Consider the following 18,147-nt stretch of genomic DNA (forward strand, 5'->3'; position numbering starts at 1 on the left):
TCCTCCTCGCGCCCAAAGGGCAAACCCACTTTACTTCGCCACCACCGCACGCGAGGTCGTGCGCGATCCTTCACAGGAAGTCGCAGCCGAGACGCCCCGGGGTCAGGGGGCCGCGAAACCGTAGGGCAGTTCGAGCCGGTGGGCGGCGAGCAGGTCGGCATCGGCGAGGATCTTGCGGGTCGGCCCGTCCGCGGCGATGACTCCCCCGGAGAGGATGAGCGAGCGCTCGCACAGCTCCAGCGCGTAGGGCAGGTCGTGGGTGACCATCAGGACCGTCACGTCGAGCCCTCTGAGGATCTCGGCGAGCTCTCGGCGGGAGGCCGGGTCCAGGTTGGACGACGGCTCGTCGAGCACCAGGATCTCCGGCTCCATGGCCAGCACCGTCGCCACCGCGACCCGGCGGCGCTGGCCGAAGGACAGGTGGTGCGGCGGCCGGTCGATCGTCTCCAGCATGCCCACGCGCTCCAGCGCGTCCTTGACCCGGCGCTCCAGCTCCTCGCCCGTGATCCCCAGGTTGGCCGGGCCGAAGGCCACGTCCTCGCGGACGCTCGGCATGAAGAGCTGGTCGTCGGGGTCCTGGAAGACCAGTCCGACCCGCCTGCGGATCTCTTTGAGTGATCCCTTCCCTACCGGTAGCCCCGCTACGGCCACCGTGCCGTGGCCGGCGGTCAGGATGCCGTTGAGGTGCATCACCAGCGTGGTCTTGCCCGCGCCGTTCGGCCCGAGCAGCGCGACCCGCTCACCGCGCTCCACCCGGAAGTCCACACCGAACAGCGCCTGCGTACCGTCCGGGTACGCGTACGCCAGACGGCTCACCTCCAACGAGGGCGGCGGCGCGGTCATGCGACCCCCCAGCTCCCGAGCAGCACGGCGAGCGCCGCACCCGGCAACATACCGGCGACGAGCCACTGCCGCGACGCGACGGACAGATCCTGGATGACCGGCATCGAGCCGGTGTAGCCCCGGCTGAGCATGGCCAGGTGTACCCGCTCGCCCCGCTCGTACGAGCGGATGAACAGCGCACCCGCCGATCTGGCGATCACCTGGATGTGCCGCACGTCCCTGGCCACGAACCCGCGCGACTCCCGGGCCACCCGCATCCGGCGCATCTCCTCCAGGATCACGTCCATGTAGCGGAGCATGAACATGGCGATCTGCACCAGCATCGGCGGCAGCCTCAGGCGCTGGGCACCCAGCAGTATCAGCCGTGGCTCGGTGGTGGCCGCGAGCAGCACGCTCGCGACCACGCCCAGGGTCGCCTTGGCCAGGATGTTCCAGGCGGCCCACAGACCGGCGACACTGAGCGAGAGCCCCATGAACGTCACCCGCTCGCCGAACCCGATGAACGGGATGGCCAGCGCGAACACCACGAACGGCACCTCGACCACCATCCGCCGCAGCAGGAATCCCGCCGGGACACGCGCGGCCACCGCGACCGCGGCCAGGAGCACGGCGTACAGGCCGAAGGCCCAGAACCACTCACGTGGGGTGGCGACCACAACCAGGGCGAACCCGGCCACCGCCGCCAGCTTGCACTGGGGTGGCAGCCGGTGCACGAGCGTGTCGCCCGGCCGGTGGAGCCGATGGTGGTGGCCCGCCCCCACTAGACGGAGACCTTCCTGTCGCTGTCCTCGCCGCCCTCGGCGCTCTCGCCACGGCGGCGCACCGTGAAGAACAACCCGCCGCCGACGGCGAGGGTCACCCCGACGCCGATCAGACCGGCCACACCCACCGGAATGCCACCCACGTCCCCGTAGTCGGCGAGCGGCTGCTCACCCAGCGAGTGGTCGACCGCCTGTCCGCTGAAGCCCTTGTCCTCGGCGACGCGCTCCAGACCGTCGGGCGAGGAGGAGGCGTAGAAGCTGACCAGGCCCGCCAGCAGCGCCGCCACCGCGATACCGGCGGGCAGGAACCAGCCGGGACGGCGCGCGGCGACCGGTGCCGGGGACGCCGGAGACTCCGAGGTGACGGTCACGTCGCCGCCCGCGCCGCGCAGGATCAGCGGCGCGACGAGTTCCCTGGCGCCGTACACCAGGTCGGGCCGGATCGCCAGGACGGTGCTGACGGTGACCGCGGTGATCAGGCCCTCCCCGATGCCGATGAGCAGGTGCACGCCGCCCATGGCCGCGGCGACCGTGCCGATCTCGATGGGCGCGGTGCCGCCGATCCAGAACAGCAGGGTGAAAGTCAGCGCCGTGGCGGGCACCGAGAGCAGCGCCGCGACGAACGAGGCCGCCACCACTGCTCCCCTGCCCCGCACATTCAGGGTGATCAGGCGGAAGACGCCCCACCCGACCAGTACGGCGACGACGCCCATCAGCGTGATGTTGACGCCCAGCGCGGTCAGGCCGCCGTCGGCGAAGAAGAACGCCTGTACGAGGAGGACCACCGCCACGCACAACACCGCCGTATACGGACCGACGAGTATCGCTGCGAGAGCACCGCCAAGGAGGTGGCCGCTCGTGCCCGCGGCGACCGGGAAGTTGAGCATCTGGACGGCGAACACGAAGGCGGCGACCAGGCCTGCCATGGGGGCGGTGCGGTCGTCGAGTTCACGGCGGGCGCCGCGCAGGCAGACGGCCACGCCCGCAGCGGCGACCACTCCCGTCGACAACGACACCACCGCGTTGAAAAAGCCATCGGGTACGTGCACGACAAGCCTCCGAAGCGCGGATTTGACTCCACTTTAGGCCATGGGCTTGTACTTGCAAGCTAGTGGCATTAACGCCCGGAGAAGGTCTGGCGACTTCCGCATTGCACCGGGACTCGCGGCGGTCCCAGACGCCGTCAACACACGATGCGTCTGACGAAGGTCCGGGGGCCGAGGGTGCGGACCACGGTGCTGAGCCGCCCCTTGCCCGCCGTGGCGTAGGGCCTGACACTCCACCGGGTCGCGCCGCGCCACCAGGTGCGCGGCTGCTCGATCATCTCGGGCACCGCCTCGATCCTGAAGCGGGCGGGTGGTCCGCCCAGGTCCATCTCCAGGTAGGCGTCCCAGGTACCGGGACCCAGCCGGCCCATCGCCTGCCAGGCCGTGAACGTGCCGTCCTCGCCGACCGTGACCGGCTCACGCCGCTCCCGGCTCGACTCGCGCTCCCGCCAGACCAGATACCGCACCGCGTCCGCCGCCGGAGCGGCGGCACCCACGGTGACCTCACCGTGGAGCACCAGCCGGTGCCCCGCCGCCCAGTGGGCACGCACCAGCCTCGCGCTGCCCGGCACCGCGACCACATGACCGCCGATGTCAAGGCTGAGGTTGCCGTAGGGGCGGGTGAAGTACGGCAGGGCGACGACGTCGCCGACCACTCGTGGCGCGGGCGGCACCGGAAGCGCGGTCGACCCATCCCTGTCGGAGCCCAGGCGTGCGAGCCGGGGAACGCCCTCGAAGGCGACACCCACGTGAACATCCCAGATGCCGGAGGACAGACCGGTGACGTCGACGACCCCGGTGAACTCCGCACAGTCGCCCGTCACCGGGACCACGACCTCGTCCGAGGGACCGGTGCCCGCGTGCCGGCGCCGCAGCACCAGGGCGAGATCTCCGCCGACGATCTCCGGGCGGTCGTACCGCTCCAGCGTGCTCAGCGCCACCTTGCCGGAGATCGCCAGCCTTCCCTCCCGCTCCCAGCGGAGCGCGGTGAGCTCTCTGCGGACCGAGGCCGACTCGATGTGCGCCAGCCGCACCAGGCGGTCGATGTCCTCCAGCGCGGCGATCCTGCTCCGATCGATCGCGGGGAGCCGGTCGCGGACCCCGTCGGTCAGCCACCGCTCGCACATGTCGGCCACCTCGGCGGCGATCTCCTTACGCTCGGCCTCCCCTGCCTCCAGGAAGGGCCCGCCGAGGTGGCCGAAGGCATCCATCCGGAAGTGGCGCCGCAGGAGGTGGTCGCGGAGGTCTCCCGGCCGCACGTGAGCGAGCATCAACTCGATCGGCCGCCTGATCATCCGCAGCCAGGAGACCGGGTCGCGACTCCCCTGCCGCTGCATGATGCTGGTGCCGTCGGGCCGGGCGACCAGGTGGTAGCAGTCGTAGTCGGCGACCACCGAGATCACGTTCGCGTGGCAGTAGGCGTGGGTGGTGAAGACGACGTCCTCGCCCACCAGCAGCGTCTCGTCGAAACGGATGGCGTGCCGCTCCAGCATCTCCCTGCGGAACAGCTTGAAGCAGCTCAGGCTGTTGTAGACCGCGCTGTCACCGAGCGGCACCCGCTCGGCGTTCTCCCTGAACATCGAGATCGGCACCTTGCGATCATGACCGACGATCTTCCCGAGCACGATGTCCGAACCGTTGCGGTCGGCCATCGCGAGCATCCGCTCCAGCGCCTGAGGGCCGAGGTAGTCGTCCGCATCGCAGAAGAAGACGTACCTGCCGCGAGCGCGGGAGAGACCGACGTTGCGCGGGCGCCCCGCGCCGCCGGACGCCTCCTGCCGGACGACGCGGATCACACCGCGATGGCAGGAGGCGTACAGGTCGAGCAGCGCGGCACCGCCGTCGGTGGAACCGTCGTCGACCACCACCACCTCCAGGGCGACGCGCTGGATCAGCAGCGAGGTCAGACACCTGTCGAGATAGGGCCCGCAGTTGTGCAGGGGGACGATCACGGTGACGTCGACGTCGGACCGGATCGCCTCCTCTCGCGTGATATCGCAGCCGCCCCGCCCCGTGCGGACTCGCTGAAGAGTCGTTACCGCCACCGCCGCGCCCCTCGTCGGTCACTTTCCGCTTATCTAGCGTCTCAGTATGTGACGAAGGAGTGCCCGTACGGAGCAAATCCACAGGGTTGCCTCCCCGATCTGCCGGCACAGAAAGCCGAATCAGGGAGAAACCAGCCGGTTCACACCTCTTGCGGCCCCGTCGCACCGGAAGCCCTCGCCTCCCAGGAACACGCCCTCCCGGACGGCCGAACGCCTCAGGCACCCGGCAGACCTCCGTTGCCCTGCAACCGGACGATCCGCGCCCTAGACATCGCTGTCGGCCCGGTCGAGGTCGTCGCGATCACGGTCGGCGCGCTCACGCGGGGCCTGATCCGCCCCGGGCACCTGAGCCCGACGGCGGCGGTACAACAGCCAGGCGATGGCGTACAGCGCCAGCGCCACCGCGATCAGCGCCCCGAAGAGGTGAAGCGGGAGGATGAGGAAAGTGATGCTCTGCCGGGATGTCCCACCGATCCCGGAGACCGACACCGTCGCGTGACAGACGCACATGAACGGCGGATCCGCCCACCTGACGACGACGTCCCTGCCCTCTCCCCTGAGCACCGTGAAGTCGGGAAACGGCACCTCGTACCCGTTCACGTCGACCTTCAGCGCCCGGGGGCCGAAGAAGTCACGGTGAACGGTCCCGCGGTTCTCCACGGTGGCGGTGAAGTCGACGGGACCGCCCGTCGGGAAGGCGACGGAGGCACGGAACCCGTCGATACGCACGGACGTGTCGATCGGCCCCGGCACCGTGATGTAAATCGGTGTTCCGATCGCCCGGTTCAGCGAGATGTTGCCCCCACCGGCTCCGGCCGGGGTGACGAAGAGCAGGGCCACCTGGTGCTCACCGTGCTCGGGCTCCGGAGGGGGATCGATCAGTACGCTGACGCTCCGCTCCCCACCGGGGGCGAGATGGAATCTCGCCGGCCTGGCCTTGAGCCACGCGACGGCCGAGTGGGGAGCGTCATGCTCGAAGAGCATCTTGCCGGACCCGTCCATGGTGAAGTTCGTCCTGTCGACGACGATGTCGACAGGCAACCGACCCCCGTTGATCACATGGAACGACTGGTGCTCGTCGATCTCCTCCGGTGGGACGACCAACCGTGCCGGACTCACCGTCAGCGAGAAGTCCGGATCCCCAGCCGCGCCGGACACCCCGGAAGCCTCCGGCCCCACCGCCAACGCCACGCCCCCGGCCAGCAAGGACGCCGCGATCACACGCCGAAGCCTCCCGGCCACCGCGCAGCCTCCTCATTCTCATGATCGAAATTCTCACGGTCGAACCGAGCGGCCCCGCGCGACCAACGGGTGGGTCTACAAGGTGGCGGCGATCGGCACAGAGACCCTCCAAGATCCTTTTTGCGCATAGTAGTCATCGTGTAACAGAAAGTGCAAGCTCCCGGGAAGACGTGTCGCCACTATCGGACTCTCCGGATTCCCGGTCACGCATCAGGTCGAAAGCACGCCGCAGTCCGGCGGCCACGCGACCGGCACGGAGAAGCGCGAAGACCCGCGGAACGATGAAAGGCCGGGTCAACCCGGAAACGGGTTGACCCGGCCTTTCATATACGAGCCGACGAACTGGGTGAGGAGTGCGCGGCCCTGGTCGTCGATGATCACGCCTGCCACGCTGACGGAGTGCTGCGTGTTGTGGTGATCCATCGGATGTCCTCAAAAGGACGCGACCGCCAGGGCGGCGTCGTGATACCCGGAGATCCCGTCATCGGCTGCCGTACGCCACCTCCGTGGACGCGACCCGGTGAGCGCCACCCCCGGACGGGGGCGTATAACGCGCGCCGCGTCCGCCGGTCAGAGCGGCCGGGCTTCACCGCGAGGAGCGCGCCCTGCGAGGCCAGGTGAAGTCAGCCGATCTGGAAGTAGGGGTTGCGGGCCTTGAAGGTGCACTCGCCCACGAACTTGACCGTCTTGCCGGGTGCGACCTTCTTCCACCCGGTGTTGTACAGCTTCGAGCCGTTGCCGATCGCGTTGACACACCAGTACATCAGACGCGCCTTACCGGTCGCGTTGCCCCTGTTCTTGCATTTTCCCCAAACAGTGGTGTTTCCGGTTCCGGGGGCGTTGCACGTCACCTTCGCGGCCATGATCGTGGACGCGCCCGTCTCTGCGGCCTGGGCGACTCCGCCGAACGGCACCAGCACGGCAAACGCATCTGCGACGACGGCCAGCGAACCAATTACCTTGATCATATTTGATTTCCCCTCGTGAACGGATTACGGCGCTTCGCGTGGGCGAATTGCAGCGCTTCGCGATCCAGAAAGCGCTCCGTGTAGCGCCGGTCGATATCCCGCTGATACGAAATGCCGGGATGTCGACCATGGTGGCATGCAGGCCGCCAGCCAACCAAGAAATCTTTGTCCGCAGTCCGTCCAAGGCTGCCACTTAGATTTTTGGACAAATGAATCCGCAGGTCAGGACTGTCCTACCTGGACACTCAGGAGGACTGGACGCTTGAGTGTTAACGGTGTCCGCCCCCGCGCGCCGATCACCTTGCAGTAAACGTGGTGCTTTCCAGGTTCGCTCGGAGCCCGCACCCACACCGCGATGGCCGCTTTCCGGCCGGGCGCTGACAGCGGTATTTTCATCGCTTCGGATGATCGGCACGGCCAGGCGTTCACACGATTCGTACATCCATCCTCCCAGGGCACCGTCCCGATATCGAGAATTCTCCATGCCTTCTTGGGAGAAGAGCCCTGCCATACCTTTGAACCGTCCTGGTACGCGATACAACCACGAACTCAGAATCATCGCCGGCGCGGACCCGGGCATACGAGGCCTCGGAGCGCAGTCAGCCGATCTTGGCGCCGTACACGTGGCCGATCGTCATTACCAATCGTCGCGAGGACACCGAGTCGACGCCAAGAACGAGGTCCTGCTGGAGGCCAAGGCGTCGGAGGACCCCGCGGTGCGTGCCTCGGTGCGCGGCCAGCGGGTCACCGGGCCGACGACCAAGCAGCGCATCCGGGCAACGCCGCGCTCGGCGCTGAGCGACGCCGTCGTTGAGGGTCTGATCACCGAGAACGTGGCCAAGCTGGTCAAGCTGGAGACCACCAAGAGGCCGAAGGGCCTGGTCTGGACGAAGGAACGCGTGGCCGCCTGGACGGTGCCTAACGAGCGTGCACTGAAGAAAGCGACGGAGGAGGCCACAGGGCGCCGCGTGGACGCTTTTGAGGTCTGGGCGTCGGCGCCCCGGCCGAGCAAGGTCATGGTGTGGACGCCCGCCCAACTCGGGGCGTTCCTCGGCGCCGTGATGAGTCACCGGCTGTATGCCCGGTTTCGCCTGATCGTGTTCGCGGGCCTGCGCCGGGGCGAGTCGTGCGGCTGCCGCTGGACAGACCTCCGCGTCGATCATGCCCGAGGTGGCACGCGAGGCGGCTGAGATGATCGCCGCGCTGGTCCCCCGGAAGGCCGGGGTTGGGGAGGCGTCCCCGACCGTTGGCCCCCCTTTGGCCCCCCTGAAGAGGCGGATCGGACCAACAGTTCTGGGGAAAAGGAAGGACCCCCAGGTCACTGGGGGTCCTATGCGAGCCGACGAGGGGAATCGAACCCCTGACCTACAGTTTACAAGACTGTCGCTCTGCCGATTGAGCTACGTCGGCATGGCCGCCAGACGAGTGTAGTCGGATTACCTGCCGCACGTCACCGAGGTACGCCACGACAATTGCGAACCGTCAGGAACGGCGGTGGCGGGCCACCTCGTAGAGGGCGATGCCGGCGGCGACGCCCGCGTTGAGGGATTCGGCCGCGGCGTTCATCGGGATGCGGACGACCAGGTCGCATGACTCTCGGACCAGGCGGGACAGGCCTTTGCCCTCTGAGCCCACGACGACGACCAGCGGGCCGTCGAGGAGATTCGCCTCGCCGATGTCGACCTTGCCCTCGCCGTCCAGGCCGATCACGAACAGACCCGCCTCGCGGTACTCCCGCAGGGTGGCGGTGAGGTTGGCGGCGCGGGCGACCGGCAGGGTGGCCAGCGTGCCCGCCGAGGTCTTCCAGGCACCACCGGTGACCCCGGCCGAGCGGCGGGAGGGGATGACCAGGCCGTGGGCGCCGAAGGCGGTGGCCGAGCGGGCGATGGCGCCCAGGTTACGGGGGTCGGTGACACTGTCGAGGGCGACGATCAACGGGACCTCCGCGGCCTCCTGTGCGCCGCGGACCAGATCGTTGGGGTGGGCGTAGTCGTACGCCGGGATCTGCAGGGCGATGCCCTGGTGGATCCCCCCCTCGGTGAGTCGGTCCAGCTTCTCCCGCCCGACCTCCAGCATCGCGATGCCGCGGTCGGCGGCGATACGGACCGACTCCCTGACGCGGTCGTCGTTGTCGATGCGCAGGGCCACGTAGAGCGTGCTGGCCGGAACCCCGGCCCGCAGCGCCTCGACCACGGGGTTGCGCCCGCCGATGTGCTCGGGCGCGTCATCGCTCCGCCTCGCGCGAACCGGGGTGCGCGGGGAGGAAGTCCTGCCGGTCTTCTCCTCGCGCTCGATCCGCTCGGTGCGCGACTTGTCCTTGTGCCAGTGCCGCATGTGCGCCGGCGGGGTGGCCCCCCTGCCCTCCAGGCCTCGGCGGACGTTGCCGCCCGTGCCCTTGGTCGGACTCTTCTTCTTCGCGGGTCGCCCGGACCCTTTACCCCCACCAGCCATGGTCTATAGCGTACGGCCTGGTTTTAGCGCGAGAGTTCCCAGCGGGTGCCCTGGGGGGTGTCCTCGACGTGAATCCCGGCACGGGAAAGCTGGTCACGGATGCTGTCGGCCGCCGCGAAGTCCTTGCGCGCCCGCGCCGCCTGCCGCTGTTCCAGGGCGACGGCGACCAGCGCGTCGACGGTCGCCCGCATGCCGGTCTCGCCGCCCGTGGAACGCCACTGCTCCGAACGCGGGTCGAGGCCGAGGACGTCGAGCATGTTCTGCGTCTCGGCGAGCAGCCTGGCGACCTGCTCCTTGTTTCCCTGGGCGAGCGCGACGTTGCCCTCGCGGACCACCTCGTGCACCACGGCGAGCGCCTGGGGGGTGCCCAGGTCGTCGTCGAGGGCCTCGGAGAAGGCCACCGGGAGCGGCGCGTGCGCGTCGACGTCGTGGATGACCTCGGCCGCGCGGGTGACGAAGCCCTCGATGCGCTGGTAGGCCGTGGCGGCCTCGAACAGGGCCTCCTCGGAGTATTCGATCGGGGAGCGGTAGTGCGGGGCCGCCAGGTAGTAGCGGAGCTCGACCGGGCGGACCTTCTTGGTGACCTCGGGGACCAGCAGGGAGTTACCGAGCGACTTGCTCATCTTCTCCGCGCCGATCTTGAGCATGCCGTTGTGCATCCAGTAGCGGGCGAAGCCGTCGCCGGCCGCCTGGGACTGGGTCAGCTCGTTCTCGTGATGCGGGAAGATCAGGTCGACGCCGCCGCCGTGGATGTCGAAGGTCGAGCCGAGATACTTCGTCGCCATGGCCGAGCACTCCAGGTGCCAGCCGGGGCGGCCTCGGCCCCACGGGGTCGGCCAGGTCGGCTCACCGGGCTTCTCGCCCTTCCAGAGCGCGAAGTCACGCGGGTCGCGCTTGCAGGAGTCGGTCTCGGTGTCGCCCGCGGCCCGCATGTTCTGAAGCTTCTGGTTGGAGAGCGAGCCGTACCGGTCGGCGTAGGACATGACGTCGAAGTAGACGTCGCCGCCGGAGGCATAGGCGTGGCCGGCGGCGATCAGCCGGTCCATCAGCTCGATCATCTCGGGCACGTGGCCGGTGGCCCGCGGCTCCACCGTCGGGGGCAGGCAGCCCAGCACCTCGTAGGCCCAGGTGAAGGCCCTCTGGTTGCGCTCGGCGACGGCGAACCACGGCACGTTCTCCGCCGCCGCAACCCTGATGATCTTGTCATCGATGTCGGTGACGTTGCGGCAGAAGGTCACCTCGTAGCCCGACCTGATCATCCAGCGGCGGAGCACGTCGAAGTTGACGCCTGAGCGGATGTGCCCGATGTGCGGGGGAGCCTGCACGGTGGCACCACACAGGTAGATCGAGGCCCGGCCGGGTTCGACCGGGACAAATTCGCGGACGGTGCGTACGCTGGTGTCGTATAGCTGCAGGCTCACGAGGGCAAGGCTAATGCCTCACCTCCCCTCACAAGCCAGGTTGCGGGACGTTGAAGACACCCGCTAGAGGATTTTCTGACCATTGGCGGCGAATGTCGCCCGGTCGGCTCACCTGAAGAGCACCTCGGCAGAAGACATATTCGAGGGTGATCAAGACGATCATGCCGGGTGTCGATTCTGTAGGCTCGAAGAGCCATGGACGCCAAATCCCCCGCGGCGGCAGCCTCGCTCTCCCGCCCGTCACCGCCCCTGACCACCGCCGCCGAACCGAGCAGGACGGCCGTCGCCCTGCGCCGCACCGGGATCGCCATCGCCGGAGTCGGCGTGACCGCCCTCACCGCCGCGGCCTGCGTGCTCTCCTTCGAGGACCTGCGAGCCCTCGCCCTGGCGGGCAGGGCACCCGCCGGCCTCGCGTATCTCTACCCCGCCGCCTTCGACGCGCTGCTCGTCGTCGCGATGATCGGCGTGTTGCTGCTGAGAGGCGGGTGGTGGCCGGTACGGCTGCAGGCGGGTGTGATCCTGACGCTGCTGTTCGCCGGCGCGACCACCGCCGAGGTGGCCACCGCCATGCGGATGGCGGTGGACGAGCAGCGAGCGGCCGTCGTGGTCGCCGTCGCCCCCTGGGTGATGCTGATCCTGGCTCTCTGGCTCTGGCTCCTGCTGATCAAGCACGCCGCCGCCAGGCGTGCCGCGACCGACGCGGCCCTGGTCGGCCGGCCCGCCTCAGGGCATGACATCGTGCCGTTCCCCGAGGCGGGCCGACCGTCCTCGGAGCATCCGGGCGTGCCCGCCCCCGAGGAGCGGCGGCAGGGGCCGGGCCACCCCGGGCAGTTGGTGCACCACCCCGCGGCCGAGATCATGCTCGACCCGCATGCCGCCCCTCCCCTGGAGACGGCCCCACACCATGATCTCCCGACGGGAGAACCGGTGGTCGGTCCTACCGCGGCGCCGGAGACCCCCGAGATCACCGATGTCCCGCAGAGCCCTCCGCTCCCGCGAAGGCCCACGGCTCCCCGGCCGGGAAAGCCGATGCGCTGGGGTGACCTGATCCGCCCCCGCCAGGGCGATCTGCTCGTTCATCCGCCTCGTTCCGACGTACGAGTGACCGAGGAGGAGCCCGGGAGCGGAGGCAGGATCAGCGAGCGGGTGGAGACCTGGGACACCGACGCCGGTGTCCCGCGGGAGCGGGGGTCCCGGGCGAGCGAACCCGGTACGGCCGAGGCCGGCCCACCCGACACGACCCGACACGGCACGACCCCACGCGACACGACACGACGCGACACGACCCCACGCGACGCAGACGAGGTGAGCGAGCGCGACGCCGACACCCAGCCGATCCTCGCCGTGAAGGACCGGGCGGCGAACGTAACGCCCGGCAGGAGGACCGCCGGGACGGCGGCGAAAGCGTCCACGGCGGCAGGAAAGGCGGATGTCACGGACGGCGAAGCGGGTGACTCGCCCGCACACGGCGCCGAGGCCGCGGAGACCGGGGAGACCGGGGAGGAGGCCCAGGCGCGCGAGGAGGACGGCATCGCGGCCCCGCCCTCCGGGCGGATGCGCAGCACGCCCGTCCCGCCCGGTGAGTGAGGGAAGAGAGCTTAACCGGGCCCGCATACCCCCTTGACCGGATCCGGGGAACGAAGCGGGCCGTGACGAAGTGCTGACGCACCTGCCGCTCCATGTGGCGGACCTGATCCGCCGCCAGCCGTCCGTCGAGCACGAGACGAGCCTGGGCCGGATGTTCAGGCCGCCCGGCGATCCACCTGTCAGACCCTGGAGCGCTTGAGACCGGCGACCAGGCCGACACCGACGACGGCCGGACCCACCTGCATGATGAGTTCGATCCGGTCGATCCCATCCGTGGTGGCAGCGCCGAGAACCTGGGCGATGGCGGTGCCGATGAGCGCCGCGACAATGCCGACGACGACGGTGAGGATCCATCCGATCGCCTGCCTACCGGGAAGTCAAGGGACGACCGATGGCACCGATGACAGCGCCGATGACGATTGCTCCAAGAATGGACTCAATAGTCATCACAACCTCCCCGTGAGGGTGAGACCTTCACTCTCAACAGGGAGGTGGCCACCCCCTATGTCATGGATATTCCAGCGACCGGTAAAAATTCCGTCAGTGCGACTTCCTCGCCTGCATCTGAACGACGAGGAGCACTCCGATTACGGCGAGCGCGAGTTGGATGAGGTGCTCCCACCAATTGATCCCCCGCGTGTTGGTCAGGCCGACCGAGGCGGCGATGGCGGTGCCGATAAGCGCCGCGATGATGCCGACGATGAGCGTCAGGCCGATGCTCAGGTTCTGGCGCCCCGGAAGGATGAGGCGTGCCAGCGCGCCGATGACGGCGCCAATGATGATTGCGGAGACAATCGATCCGATCATGTCCGGCTCCCCCTGTCACGAGACACAGTCATCAGGGAGTTACCCAGCGCACTCATAGATCATCCCAAAAAGGGGTGGCCCGTACCGCGCCAGGAAACGGGCCACCACCTCGATATGGATTGACGGGCATTCCGCGCCGCCCGCCGGAACGTTTCCACGTTCCGCATGAGAAGACGTCTGACAACCGCTACAGGTTCACCACGATCGCGGTCGCAATGGCCGCGACGCCCTCGCCTCGGCCGGTGAGGCCCAGCCCGTCGGTCGTGGTGGCGCTGACGCTCACCGGGGCGCCCACGGCCGCGCTGAGAGCCTTCTCGGCCTCGATGCGGCGGGGGGCCATCTTGGGCCGGTTGCCGATCACCTGGACGGCCACGTTGCCGATCTCGAAGCCCGCGGCCCTCACCTTGCGTGCGGTCTCCTCCAGCAGGGCGGCACCCGAGGCACCTGCCCAGCGAGGATCGGACGTGCCGAACAGGCCCCCGAGGTCACCGAGACCGGCCGCGGACAGCAGCGCGTCACAGGCCGCATGGGCCGCGGCATCACCGTCGGAGTGCCCGGCCAGGCCGGTCTCGCCGGGCCAGTGCAGGCCGGCGAGATGAAGATCGCGGCCAGAAGCGAACGGGTGAACGTCGACCCCGACGCCCACCCGTGGAAATGTCTTGCTCAGGAGTTGAGAACCTCGTCCAGCAGGGCCTCGGCCTTATCCTCATTGGTCTTTTCCGCGAGTGCGAGCTCGCTGACGAGGATCTGCCTGGCCTTGGCCAGCATTCGCTTCTCTCCCGCGGAAAGTCCGCGCTCCCTGTCTCGTCGCCACAGGTCGCGAACAACCTCCGCGACCTTGTTGACATCACCGGACGCCAACTTCTCAAGGTTCGCCTTGTAGCGGCGGGACCAGTTCGTGGGCTCTTCGGTGTGAGGCATTCGAAGCACGTCGAAAACGCGCTCAAGGCCCTCTTGTCCGACTACGTCGCGAACACCCACGAGTTCGGCGTTGTCAGCCGGCACCTGGACGGTAAGGTCGCCCTTGTCGACCTTGAGAACCAGGTAGGTCCTTTCCTCACCTTTGATGGTTCGGGTCGTGATCGCCTCGATCCGAGCAGCCCCATGGTGGGGGTAGACGACAGTGTCGCCGACCTGGAAAGTCATGTGACAAGTACCCCTTCCGCTGTACTCAAGAGTACCACGTATCCACAGCCTCCCGGAACAGTGAAATCACCATAACTGCAGGTCAAAGCCGCGTCTTATGACTTGACAAGTGCTCAAGTGTGTGAATCAAGGGGGCAAAAAGCACTTATGACCTGCGTTCCCCACCTCCGGATGATCAGGCGGGGCGCGGGGAAACCCGGTAAACGTCGCCGATAGGGTTGGCCCTGCCCTACCTCATGCGTGACAAGGAGAACTCGCACCGTGACCCGCAACAGCCGTCACCGGGCGATCGCCGCCGCCGCGTTCCTCGCAGCCGCCCTGACTCTGACCGGCTGTGGCGCCGGATCCGACGCGATCACCAACATGCCCTACTCGCCGACCGAGGCCCTGTCGGTCAAGACAAAGGAGGGCATCGACATCTCCCAGGCCTTCTTCCTTGGCCCCGACTCCGGCGGGACGCTACCGGCGGGTGCGGCCACGCCGCTCTACCTGTCCCTGGTCAACACCAACGGCCCCGACGAGCTCGTCGGTCTCGGCGTCGACCCGGCCCTCGGCACGGCGAAGGTGAGCGCGCCCGTACCGCTCCCCCAGAACCAGCTGGTGAGCGTCGGCAAGCCGACTCCCACGATCCTGATCGAGGGGCTGAAGAAGCCGCTCAGGGGCGGCGAGGCCATCCCGGTGCAGCTACAGTTCGCCAACGCGGGAGTCGTGCAGCTCACGATCCCGGTCATCACCCGCAGCCGCGAGTTCACCGCCTACCCGCAGGTTCCCGGCGCCTCCGCGGCTCCCACGCCGACCCCCACCCCCTCCGCCTCCGCCGAGGAGGGGCACGGCCACTGACCCGCTCCCCGCTGATCTCACCGTGGCGGGACGGCGGCGGGCGACCGCGACGAACGGCCGCGGTGAGCCGGGGAAACCGGATTCCCGGGAGCCGGTCACCGGACACGGACCGGCCCCGGTGGCCGCCTCCGGACACGCCGAGGGGTCGTACGGCGCGGGCACGCCGTACGACCCCTCGGACCGTCCGGAGGCGAGCGTGGAGGCTCAGGCCTCCACGGGGTCGAACTTGTAGCCCAGACCCCGGACCGTGAGAATGCAGCGCGGGTTGGACGGATCGGACTCGACCTTGGCCCGCAGCCGCTTGACGTGCACGTCCAGGGTCTTGGTGTCGCCCACGTAGTCGGCGCCCCAGACCCGGTCGATGAGCTGGCCCCGGGTGAGCACCCGCCCGGCGTTGCGCAGCAGTACCTCCAGCAGCTCGAACTCCTTCAGGGGCAGCTGCACCGGCTCGCCCCGCACGGCGACGATGTGGCGGTCGACGTCCATGCGGACCGGCCCGGCGGCCAGCACCGCCGACTCCAGTTCCTCCACGTCGCCCTGGCGGCGCAGCACCGCGCGGATGCGGGCCACCAGTTCCCTGGAGGAGAAGGGCTTGGTGACGTAGTCGTCGGCGCCGAGCTCCAGCCCGACGACCTTGTCGATCTCGCTGTCCTTGGCGGTCAGCATGATGACGGGCACATTGGAGCGCTGGCGGAGCGAGCGGCAGACCTCCGTCCCGGGCAGGCCGGGAAGCATCAGGTCGAGTAGCACCAGGTCGGCGCCGTTGCGGTCGAAGGTCTCCAGGGCTTCCGGCCCTGTGGTGGCCACGGCCACCTCGAAGCCCTCCTTGCGCAGCATGTATGACAGAGCGTCGGAGAACGACTCCTCGTCCTCGACGACAAGCACGCGAGTCACTGCGCGGCCTCCAGGGGAATTGTGGTGGTAGCTGGTACTGCCACCGCCGTGCCGCCGAAGGCGGGCAGGCGGAGGGTGAAGGTGGAGCCTGAGCCTTCCTTGCTCCACACCGTGACCGCCCCGTTGTGGACGGCGGCCACGTGCTTGACGATGGCCAGGCCGAGTCCCGTACCACCGGTCGCGCGCGAGCGTGCCGCGTCGACACGGAAGAACCGCTCGAAGATCCGTTCCTGGGCGCTCTCGGGGATGCCGATGCCCTGGTCGCTCACGCTGATCTCGACGTATTCGGTGTTGGGGCCCGCCCCTCGGGCACTGACCACGACCCGGGTGTGCTCGGGGCTGTAGGCGACCGCGTTGTCGATGAGGTTGCGCAGGGCGGTGACGAGAAGTTCGTCGTCGCCCCAGATCCGCAGGCCCTCGACGCCGCCGGCGACGAGGGTGATGTCCTTGGCCGCCGCGGTGGTGTTGCAGCGGTCGATGGCCTCGTGCACCGCCTCGTCGATCAGGACCGGGCACGGGGTGGGGATGGGCTCGGCTCCCTGGATGCGGGAGAGGGTGATCAGGTCCTGGACGAGGTAGGTGAGCCGGGCCGCCTCATGCTGCATACGCCCGGCGAAGCGGGTGACCGCCTCGGGATCGTCGGCGGCGTCCTGGATGGTCTCGGCCAGCAACGACATCGCGCCCACCGGCGTCTTGAGCTCGTGGCTCACGTTGGCCACGAAGTCGCGGCGGACCGCCTCGACGCGGCGGTACTCGGTCTGGTCCTCGGCGAGGACGAGCACCTGGCCGTAGGAACCGAGCGGGGCGACCCGCACCGCGAAGTTGGTCGACTCCTGGCCGAACTTGTGACCGGCCACCTCGATCTCGCTCTCGCGGATCTCGCCGTCCCTGCGTACCTTCCTGGCCAGCGCGAGCAACTCGGCCGCCATCAGGTGCTCTCCCTTGACCAGGCCGAACGCGCGCGCCGCCGAACTGGCGCGCAGCACGCGGTCCTCGGCGTCGAGCACGACCGCCGAGGACGGCAGCACGGCCAGTACCGAGGCGACGCCGTGCGGAAGGGCGCCGGGCTCGACGCCGTTCATCGGTGCCGCCTGGCCGTGCTGCCCCTGGCTTTGGCGGACGACCATCACGGCCAGCGCTCCCACGACGAAACCGGCCAGCGCGGCCAGGCTCGCCATCAGCTCACTCACGTGGTCCTCCCGTAGACTTCACATTTTCGATGGTAGGTCGGGGTTTCCCTGTTAGGGACGACAGGGGGGACGTGACAGCGGCCTTTCCCGCAAAGTTCACTTTGCGGTCGAAGTTCGTTCACCGATCCCCTCATACGGTGAGTCTCATGCGAGACGCCTATCACGAAGACCTCGACGCCCTCACCGAACGGCTGGTCGAGATGACCCGGCTCGTGAGGTCGGCGATATCGCGGGCCACCACAGCCCTCCTGGACTCCGATCTCCACCTCGCCGAGAGCGTCATCTCCCAGGACGAGGAGGTCGACCGGATCTTCGCGGAGATCGAGGCCACGATCTTCGACCTGATGGCCAGGCAGCAGCCCGTGGCCGTGGATCTCAGAATGATCATCGCGGCGCTGCGGATGGGCACCGACCTGGAGCGGATGGGTGACCTCGCCGAGCATGTGGCCAAGGTCGCCAGGCTGCGTCACCCCGACTCCGCGATCCCGCCGGAGATCCGTGCCACCATCCTGGAGATGGGCCAGATCGCCGAACGCCTCATCACCAAGACCGGCAGCTGCATCGCCTCGCGCGACGTGGAGTCCGCCCTGGAGCTGGAGGCCGACGACGACGCGATGGACAAGCTGCACCGCAGGCTGTTCAAGGTCCTGATGGCCCCCGACTGGAAGTACGGTGTCGAGCCGGCCATCGACGTGACACTGATCGGCCGCTACTACGAGCGCTATGCCGACCACGCGGTCCGCGTCGCGCACGACGTGGTCTATCTGGTGACGGGCTCCCGGCCGCAGGACACCGGCGCTCCCTGACTCCCCTGCCGAGATCTCCTACCGATCTTCTCAGTCCTCCGAAACACCAGGGGTCAGTCCCCTGAAACGTCAGGAGGGCCCGCCGGATCCGGCGGCCCCT

The 18,147-nt window shown here is 68.7% G+C and carries 19 protein-coding genes and 1 tRNA gene; 4 read left to right on the top strand and 16 right to left on the bottom strand.

The features are described from left to right. Window positions 1–102: 102 nt before the first annotated feature. The 8 genes from OIE13_RS26675 to OIE13_RS36830 all read right to left on the bottom strand — a co-directional run bounded on the left by OIE13_RS26675 (window position 103) and on the right by OIE13_RS36830 (window position 7,442). Window positions 103–843, bottom strand: coding sequence for an energy-coupling factor ABC transporter ATP-binding protein (locus OIE13_RS26675; protein ID WP_326635432.1), 741 nt, complete (start codon window positions 841–843; stop codon window positions 103–105). Beyond that, on the bottom strand, window positions 840–1,604 hold the full coding sequence (cbiQ, locus tag OIE13_RS26680) for a cobalt ECF transporter T component CbiQ (RefSeq protein ID WP_326635430.1): 765 nt from the start codon (window positions 1,602–1,604) through the stop codon (window positions 840–842). Before cbiQ ends, OIE13_RS26675 begins: the two co-directional genes overlap by 4 nt. Continuing rightward, entirely contained in the window at window positions 1,604–2,653 is a 1,050-nt protein-coding gene (locus OIE13_RS26685) for an energy-coupling factor ABC transporter permease (RefSeq protein ID WP_326635428.1), read from the bottom strand. The genes cbiQ and OIE13_RS26685 overlap by 1 nt, the downstream gene beginning before the upstream one ends. Window positions 2,654–2,787: 134 nt before the next feature. Next, complete coding sequence (locus OIE13_RS26690) at window positions 2,788–4,695, bottom strand: glycosyltransferase family 2 protein (protein ID WP_326828876.1); 1,908 nt, start codon at window positions 4,693–4,695, stop codon at window positions 2,788–2,790. 264 nt (window positions 4,696–4,959) lie between these two features. Then, the gene (locus OIE13_RS26695) at window positions 4,960–5,916 is read right to left on the bottom strand and encodes a hypothetical protein (RefSeq protein ID WP_326635424.1); all 957 of its coding nucleotides are present in this window, start codon (window positions 5,914–5,916) and stop codon (window positions 4,960–4,962) included. A gap of 315 nt (window positions 5,917–6,231) precedes the next feature. Continuing rightward, window positions 6,232–6,360 carry a hypothetical protein gene (locus OIE13_RS26700; protein WP_326635422.1) on the bottom strand — a complete coding sequence of 43 codons (129 nt, stop codon included), beginning with the start codon at window positions 6,358–6,360 and terminating at the stop codon, window positions 6,232–6,234. A 200-nt stretch (window positions 6,361–6,560) separates the two neighbouring features. Then, window positions 6,561–6,905, bottom strand: coding sequence for a hypothetical protein (locus tag OIE13_RS26705; RefSeq protein WP_326635421.1), 345 nt, complete (start codon window positions 6,903–6,905; stop codon window positions 6,561–6,563). A gap of 222 nt (window positions 6,906–7,127) precedes the next feature. After that, window positions 7,128–7,442 carry an NBR1-Ig-like domain-containing protein gene (locus OIE13_RS36830; protein ID WP_442811732.1) on the bottom strand — a complete coding sequence of 105 codons (315 nt, stop codon included), beginning with the start codon at window positions 7,440–7,442 and terminating at the stop codon, window positions 7,128–7,130. A gap of 86 nt (window positions 7,443–7,528) precedes the next feature. Here OIE13_RS36830 and OIE13_RS26710 point away from each other — a divergent pair, with 86 nt between their 5' ends. Then, on the top strand, window positions 7,529–8,095 hold the full coding sequence (locus OIE13_RS26710) for a hypothetical protein (RefSeq protein WP_326635419.1): 567 nt from the start codon (window positions 7,529–7,531) through the stop codon (window positions 8,093–8,095). A gap of 147 nt (window positions 8,096–8,242) precedes the next feature. Here OIE13_RS26710 and OIE13_RS26715 read toward each other — a convergent pair. The 3 genes from OIE13_RS26715 to cysS all read right to left on the bottom strand — a co-directional run bounded on the left by OIE13_RS26715 (window position 8,243) and on the right by cysS (window position 10,777). Next, a tRNA-Thr gene (locus tag OIE13_RS26715) sits at window positions 8,243–8,315 on the bottom strand. 72 nt (window positions 8,316–8,387) lie between these two features. After that, window positions 8,388–9,356: a 23S rRNA (guanosine(2251)-2'-O)-methyltransferase RlmB gene (gene rlmB, locus OIE13_RS26720; protein WP_326635417.1), complete on the bottom strand. Its 969-nt coding sequence runs from the start codon at window positions 9,354–9,356 to the stop codon at window positions 8,388–8,390. A gap of 23 nt (window positions 9,357–9,379) precedes the next feature. Beyond that, a complete protein-coding gene (gene cysS, locus OIE13_RS26725; protein WP_326635415.1) occupies window positions 9,380–10,777 on the bottom strand; it encodes a cysteine--tRNA ligase in 1,398 nt (465 codons plus the stop codon). A 195-nt stretch (window positions 10,778–10,972) separates the two neighbouring features. On the opposite strand from cysS, the gene OIE13_RS26730 reads away from it, so the two are divergent. Continuing rightward, window positions 10,973–12,364, top strand: coding sequence for a hypothetical protein (locus OIE13_RS26730; RefSeq protein WP_326635413.1), 1,392 nt, complete (start codon window positions 10,973–10,975; stop codon window positions 12,362–12,364). A gap of 540 nt (window positions 12,365–12,904) precedes the next feature. On the opposite strand, the gene OIE13_RS26735 is transcribed toward OIE13_RS26730, so the two are convergent. The 3 genes from OIE13_RS26735 to OIE13_RS26745 form a co-directional block, all read right to left on the bottom strand. Continuing rightward, window positions 12,905–13,171 carry a GlsB/YeaQ/YmgE family stress response membrane protein gene (locus tag OIE13_RS26735; protein WP_326635411.1) on the bottom strand — a complete coding sequence of 89 codons (267 nt, stop codon included), beginning with the start codon at window positions 13,169–13,171 and terminating at the stop codon, window positions 12,905–12,907. A gap of 187 nt (window positions 13,172–13,358) precedes the next feature. After that, on the bottom strand, window positions 13,359–13,817 hold the full coding sequence (gene ispF / locus OIE13_RS26740) for a 2-C-methyl-D-erythritol 2,4-cyclodiphosphate synthase (RefSeq protein ID WP_326635410.1): 459 nt from the start codon (window positions 13,815–13,817) through the stop codon (window positions 13,359–13,361). Window positions 13,818–13,834: 17 nt separating this feature from the next. Then, entirely contained in the window at window positions 13,835–14,317 is a 483-nt protein-coding gene (locus OIE13_RS26745) for a CarD family transcriptional regulator (protein WP_030924410.1), read from the bottom strand. Between the two features lie 261 nt (window positions 14,318–14,578). Here OIE13_RS26745 and OIE13_RS26750 point away from each other — a divergent pair, with 261 nt between their 5' ends. Continuing rightward, window positions 14,579–15,157 carry a copper chaperone PCu(A)C gene (locus OIE13_RS26750; RefSeq protein ID WP_326635409.1) on the top strand — a complete coding sequence of 193 codons (579 nt, stop codon included), beginning with the start codon at window positions 14,579–14,581 and terminating at the stop codon, window positions 15,155–15,157. 204 nt (window positions 15,158–15,361) lie between these two features. On the opposite strand, the gene OIE13_RS26755 is transcribed toward OIE13_RS26750, so the two are convergent. Then, window positions 15,362–16,051 (bottom strand): response regulator transcription factor, encoded by a 690-nt coding sequence (locus tag OIE13_RS26755; RefSeq protein ID WP_326635407.1) that lies wholly within the window; start codon window positions 16,049–16,051, stop codon window positions 15,362–15,364. Further along, window positions 16,048–17,229, bottom strand: coding sequence for a sensor histidine kinase (locus OIE13_RS26760; protein ID WP_326646964.1), 1,182 nt, complete (start codon window positions 17,227–17,229; stop codon window positions 16,048–16,050). Before OIE13_RS26760 ends, OIE13_RS26755 begins: the two co-directional genes overlap by 4 nt. Before the next feature lie 158 nt (window positions 17,230–17,387). Here OIE13_RS26760 and phoU point away from each other — a divergent pair, with 158 nt between their 5' ends. Continuing rightward, window positions 17,388–18,047: a phosphate signaling complex protein PhoU gene (gene phoU, locus OIE13_RS26765; RefSeq protein ID WP_326635405.1), complete on the top strand. Its 660-nt coding sequence runs from the start codon at window positions 17,388–17,390 to the stop codon at window positions 18,045–18,047. Window positions 18,048–18,147: the final 100 nt, after the last annotated feature.

The sequence above is a fragment of the Streptosporangium sp. NBC_01810 genome (genome assembly GCF_035917355.1).
In the GTDB taxonomy this organism is placed as follows: Bacteria; Actinomycetota; Actinomycetes; order Streptosporangiales; family Streptosporangiaceae; genus Streptosporangium.

Bases quoted from the DNA above. Each gene is read 5' to 3' on its own strand.
- OIE13_RS26675 (WP_326635432.1), bottom strand. From the start codon at position 843: ATGACCGCGCCGCCGCCCTCGTTGGAGGTGAGCCGTCTGGCGTACGCG.
- OIE13_RS26700 (WP_326635422.1), bottom strand. From the start codon at position 6,360: ATGGATCACCACAACACGCAGCACTCCGTCAGCGTGGCAGGCGTGATC.
- OIE13_RS26705 (WP_326635421.1), bottom strand. From the start codon at position 6,905: ATGATCAAGGTAATTGGTTCGCTGGCCGTCGTCGCAGATGCGTTTGCC.
- rlmB (WP_326635417.1), bottom strand. From the start codon at position 9,356: ATGGCTGGTGGGGGTAAAGGGTCCGGGCGACCCGCGAAGAAGAAGAGT.
- OIE13_RS26730 (WP_326635413.1), top strand. From the start codon at position 10,973: ATGGACGCCAAATCCCCCGCGGCGGCAGCCTCGCTCTCCCGCCCGTCA.
- OIE13_RS26735 (WP_326635411.1), bottom strand. From the start codon at position 13,171: ATGATCGGATCGATTGTCTCCGCAATCATCATTGGCGCCGTCATCGGC.
- OIE13_RS26745 (WP_030924410.1), bottom strand. From the start codon at position 14,317: ATGACTTTCCAGGTCGGCGACACTGTCGTCTACCCCCACCATGGGGCT.
- OIE13_RS26760 (WP_326646964.1), bottom strand. From the start codon at position 17,229: ATGGCGAGCCTGGCCGCGCTGGCCGGTTTCGTCGTGGGAGCGCTGGCC.
- phoU (WP_326635405.1), top strand. From the start codon at position 17,388: ATGCGAGACGCCTATCACGAAGACCTCGACGCCCTCACCGAACGGCTG.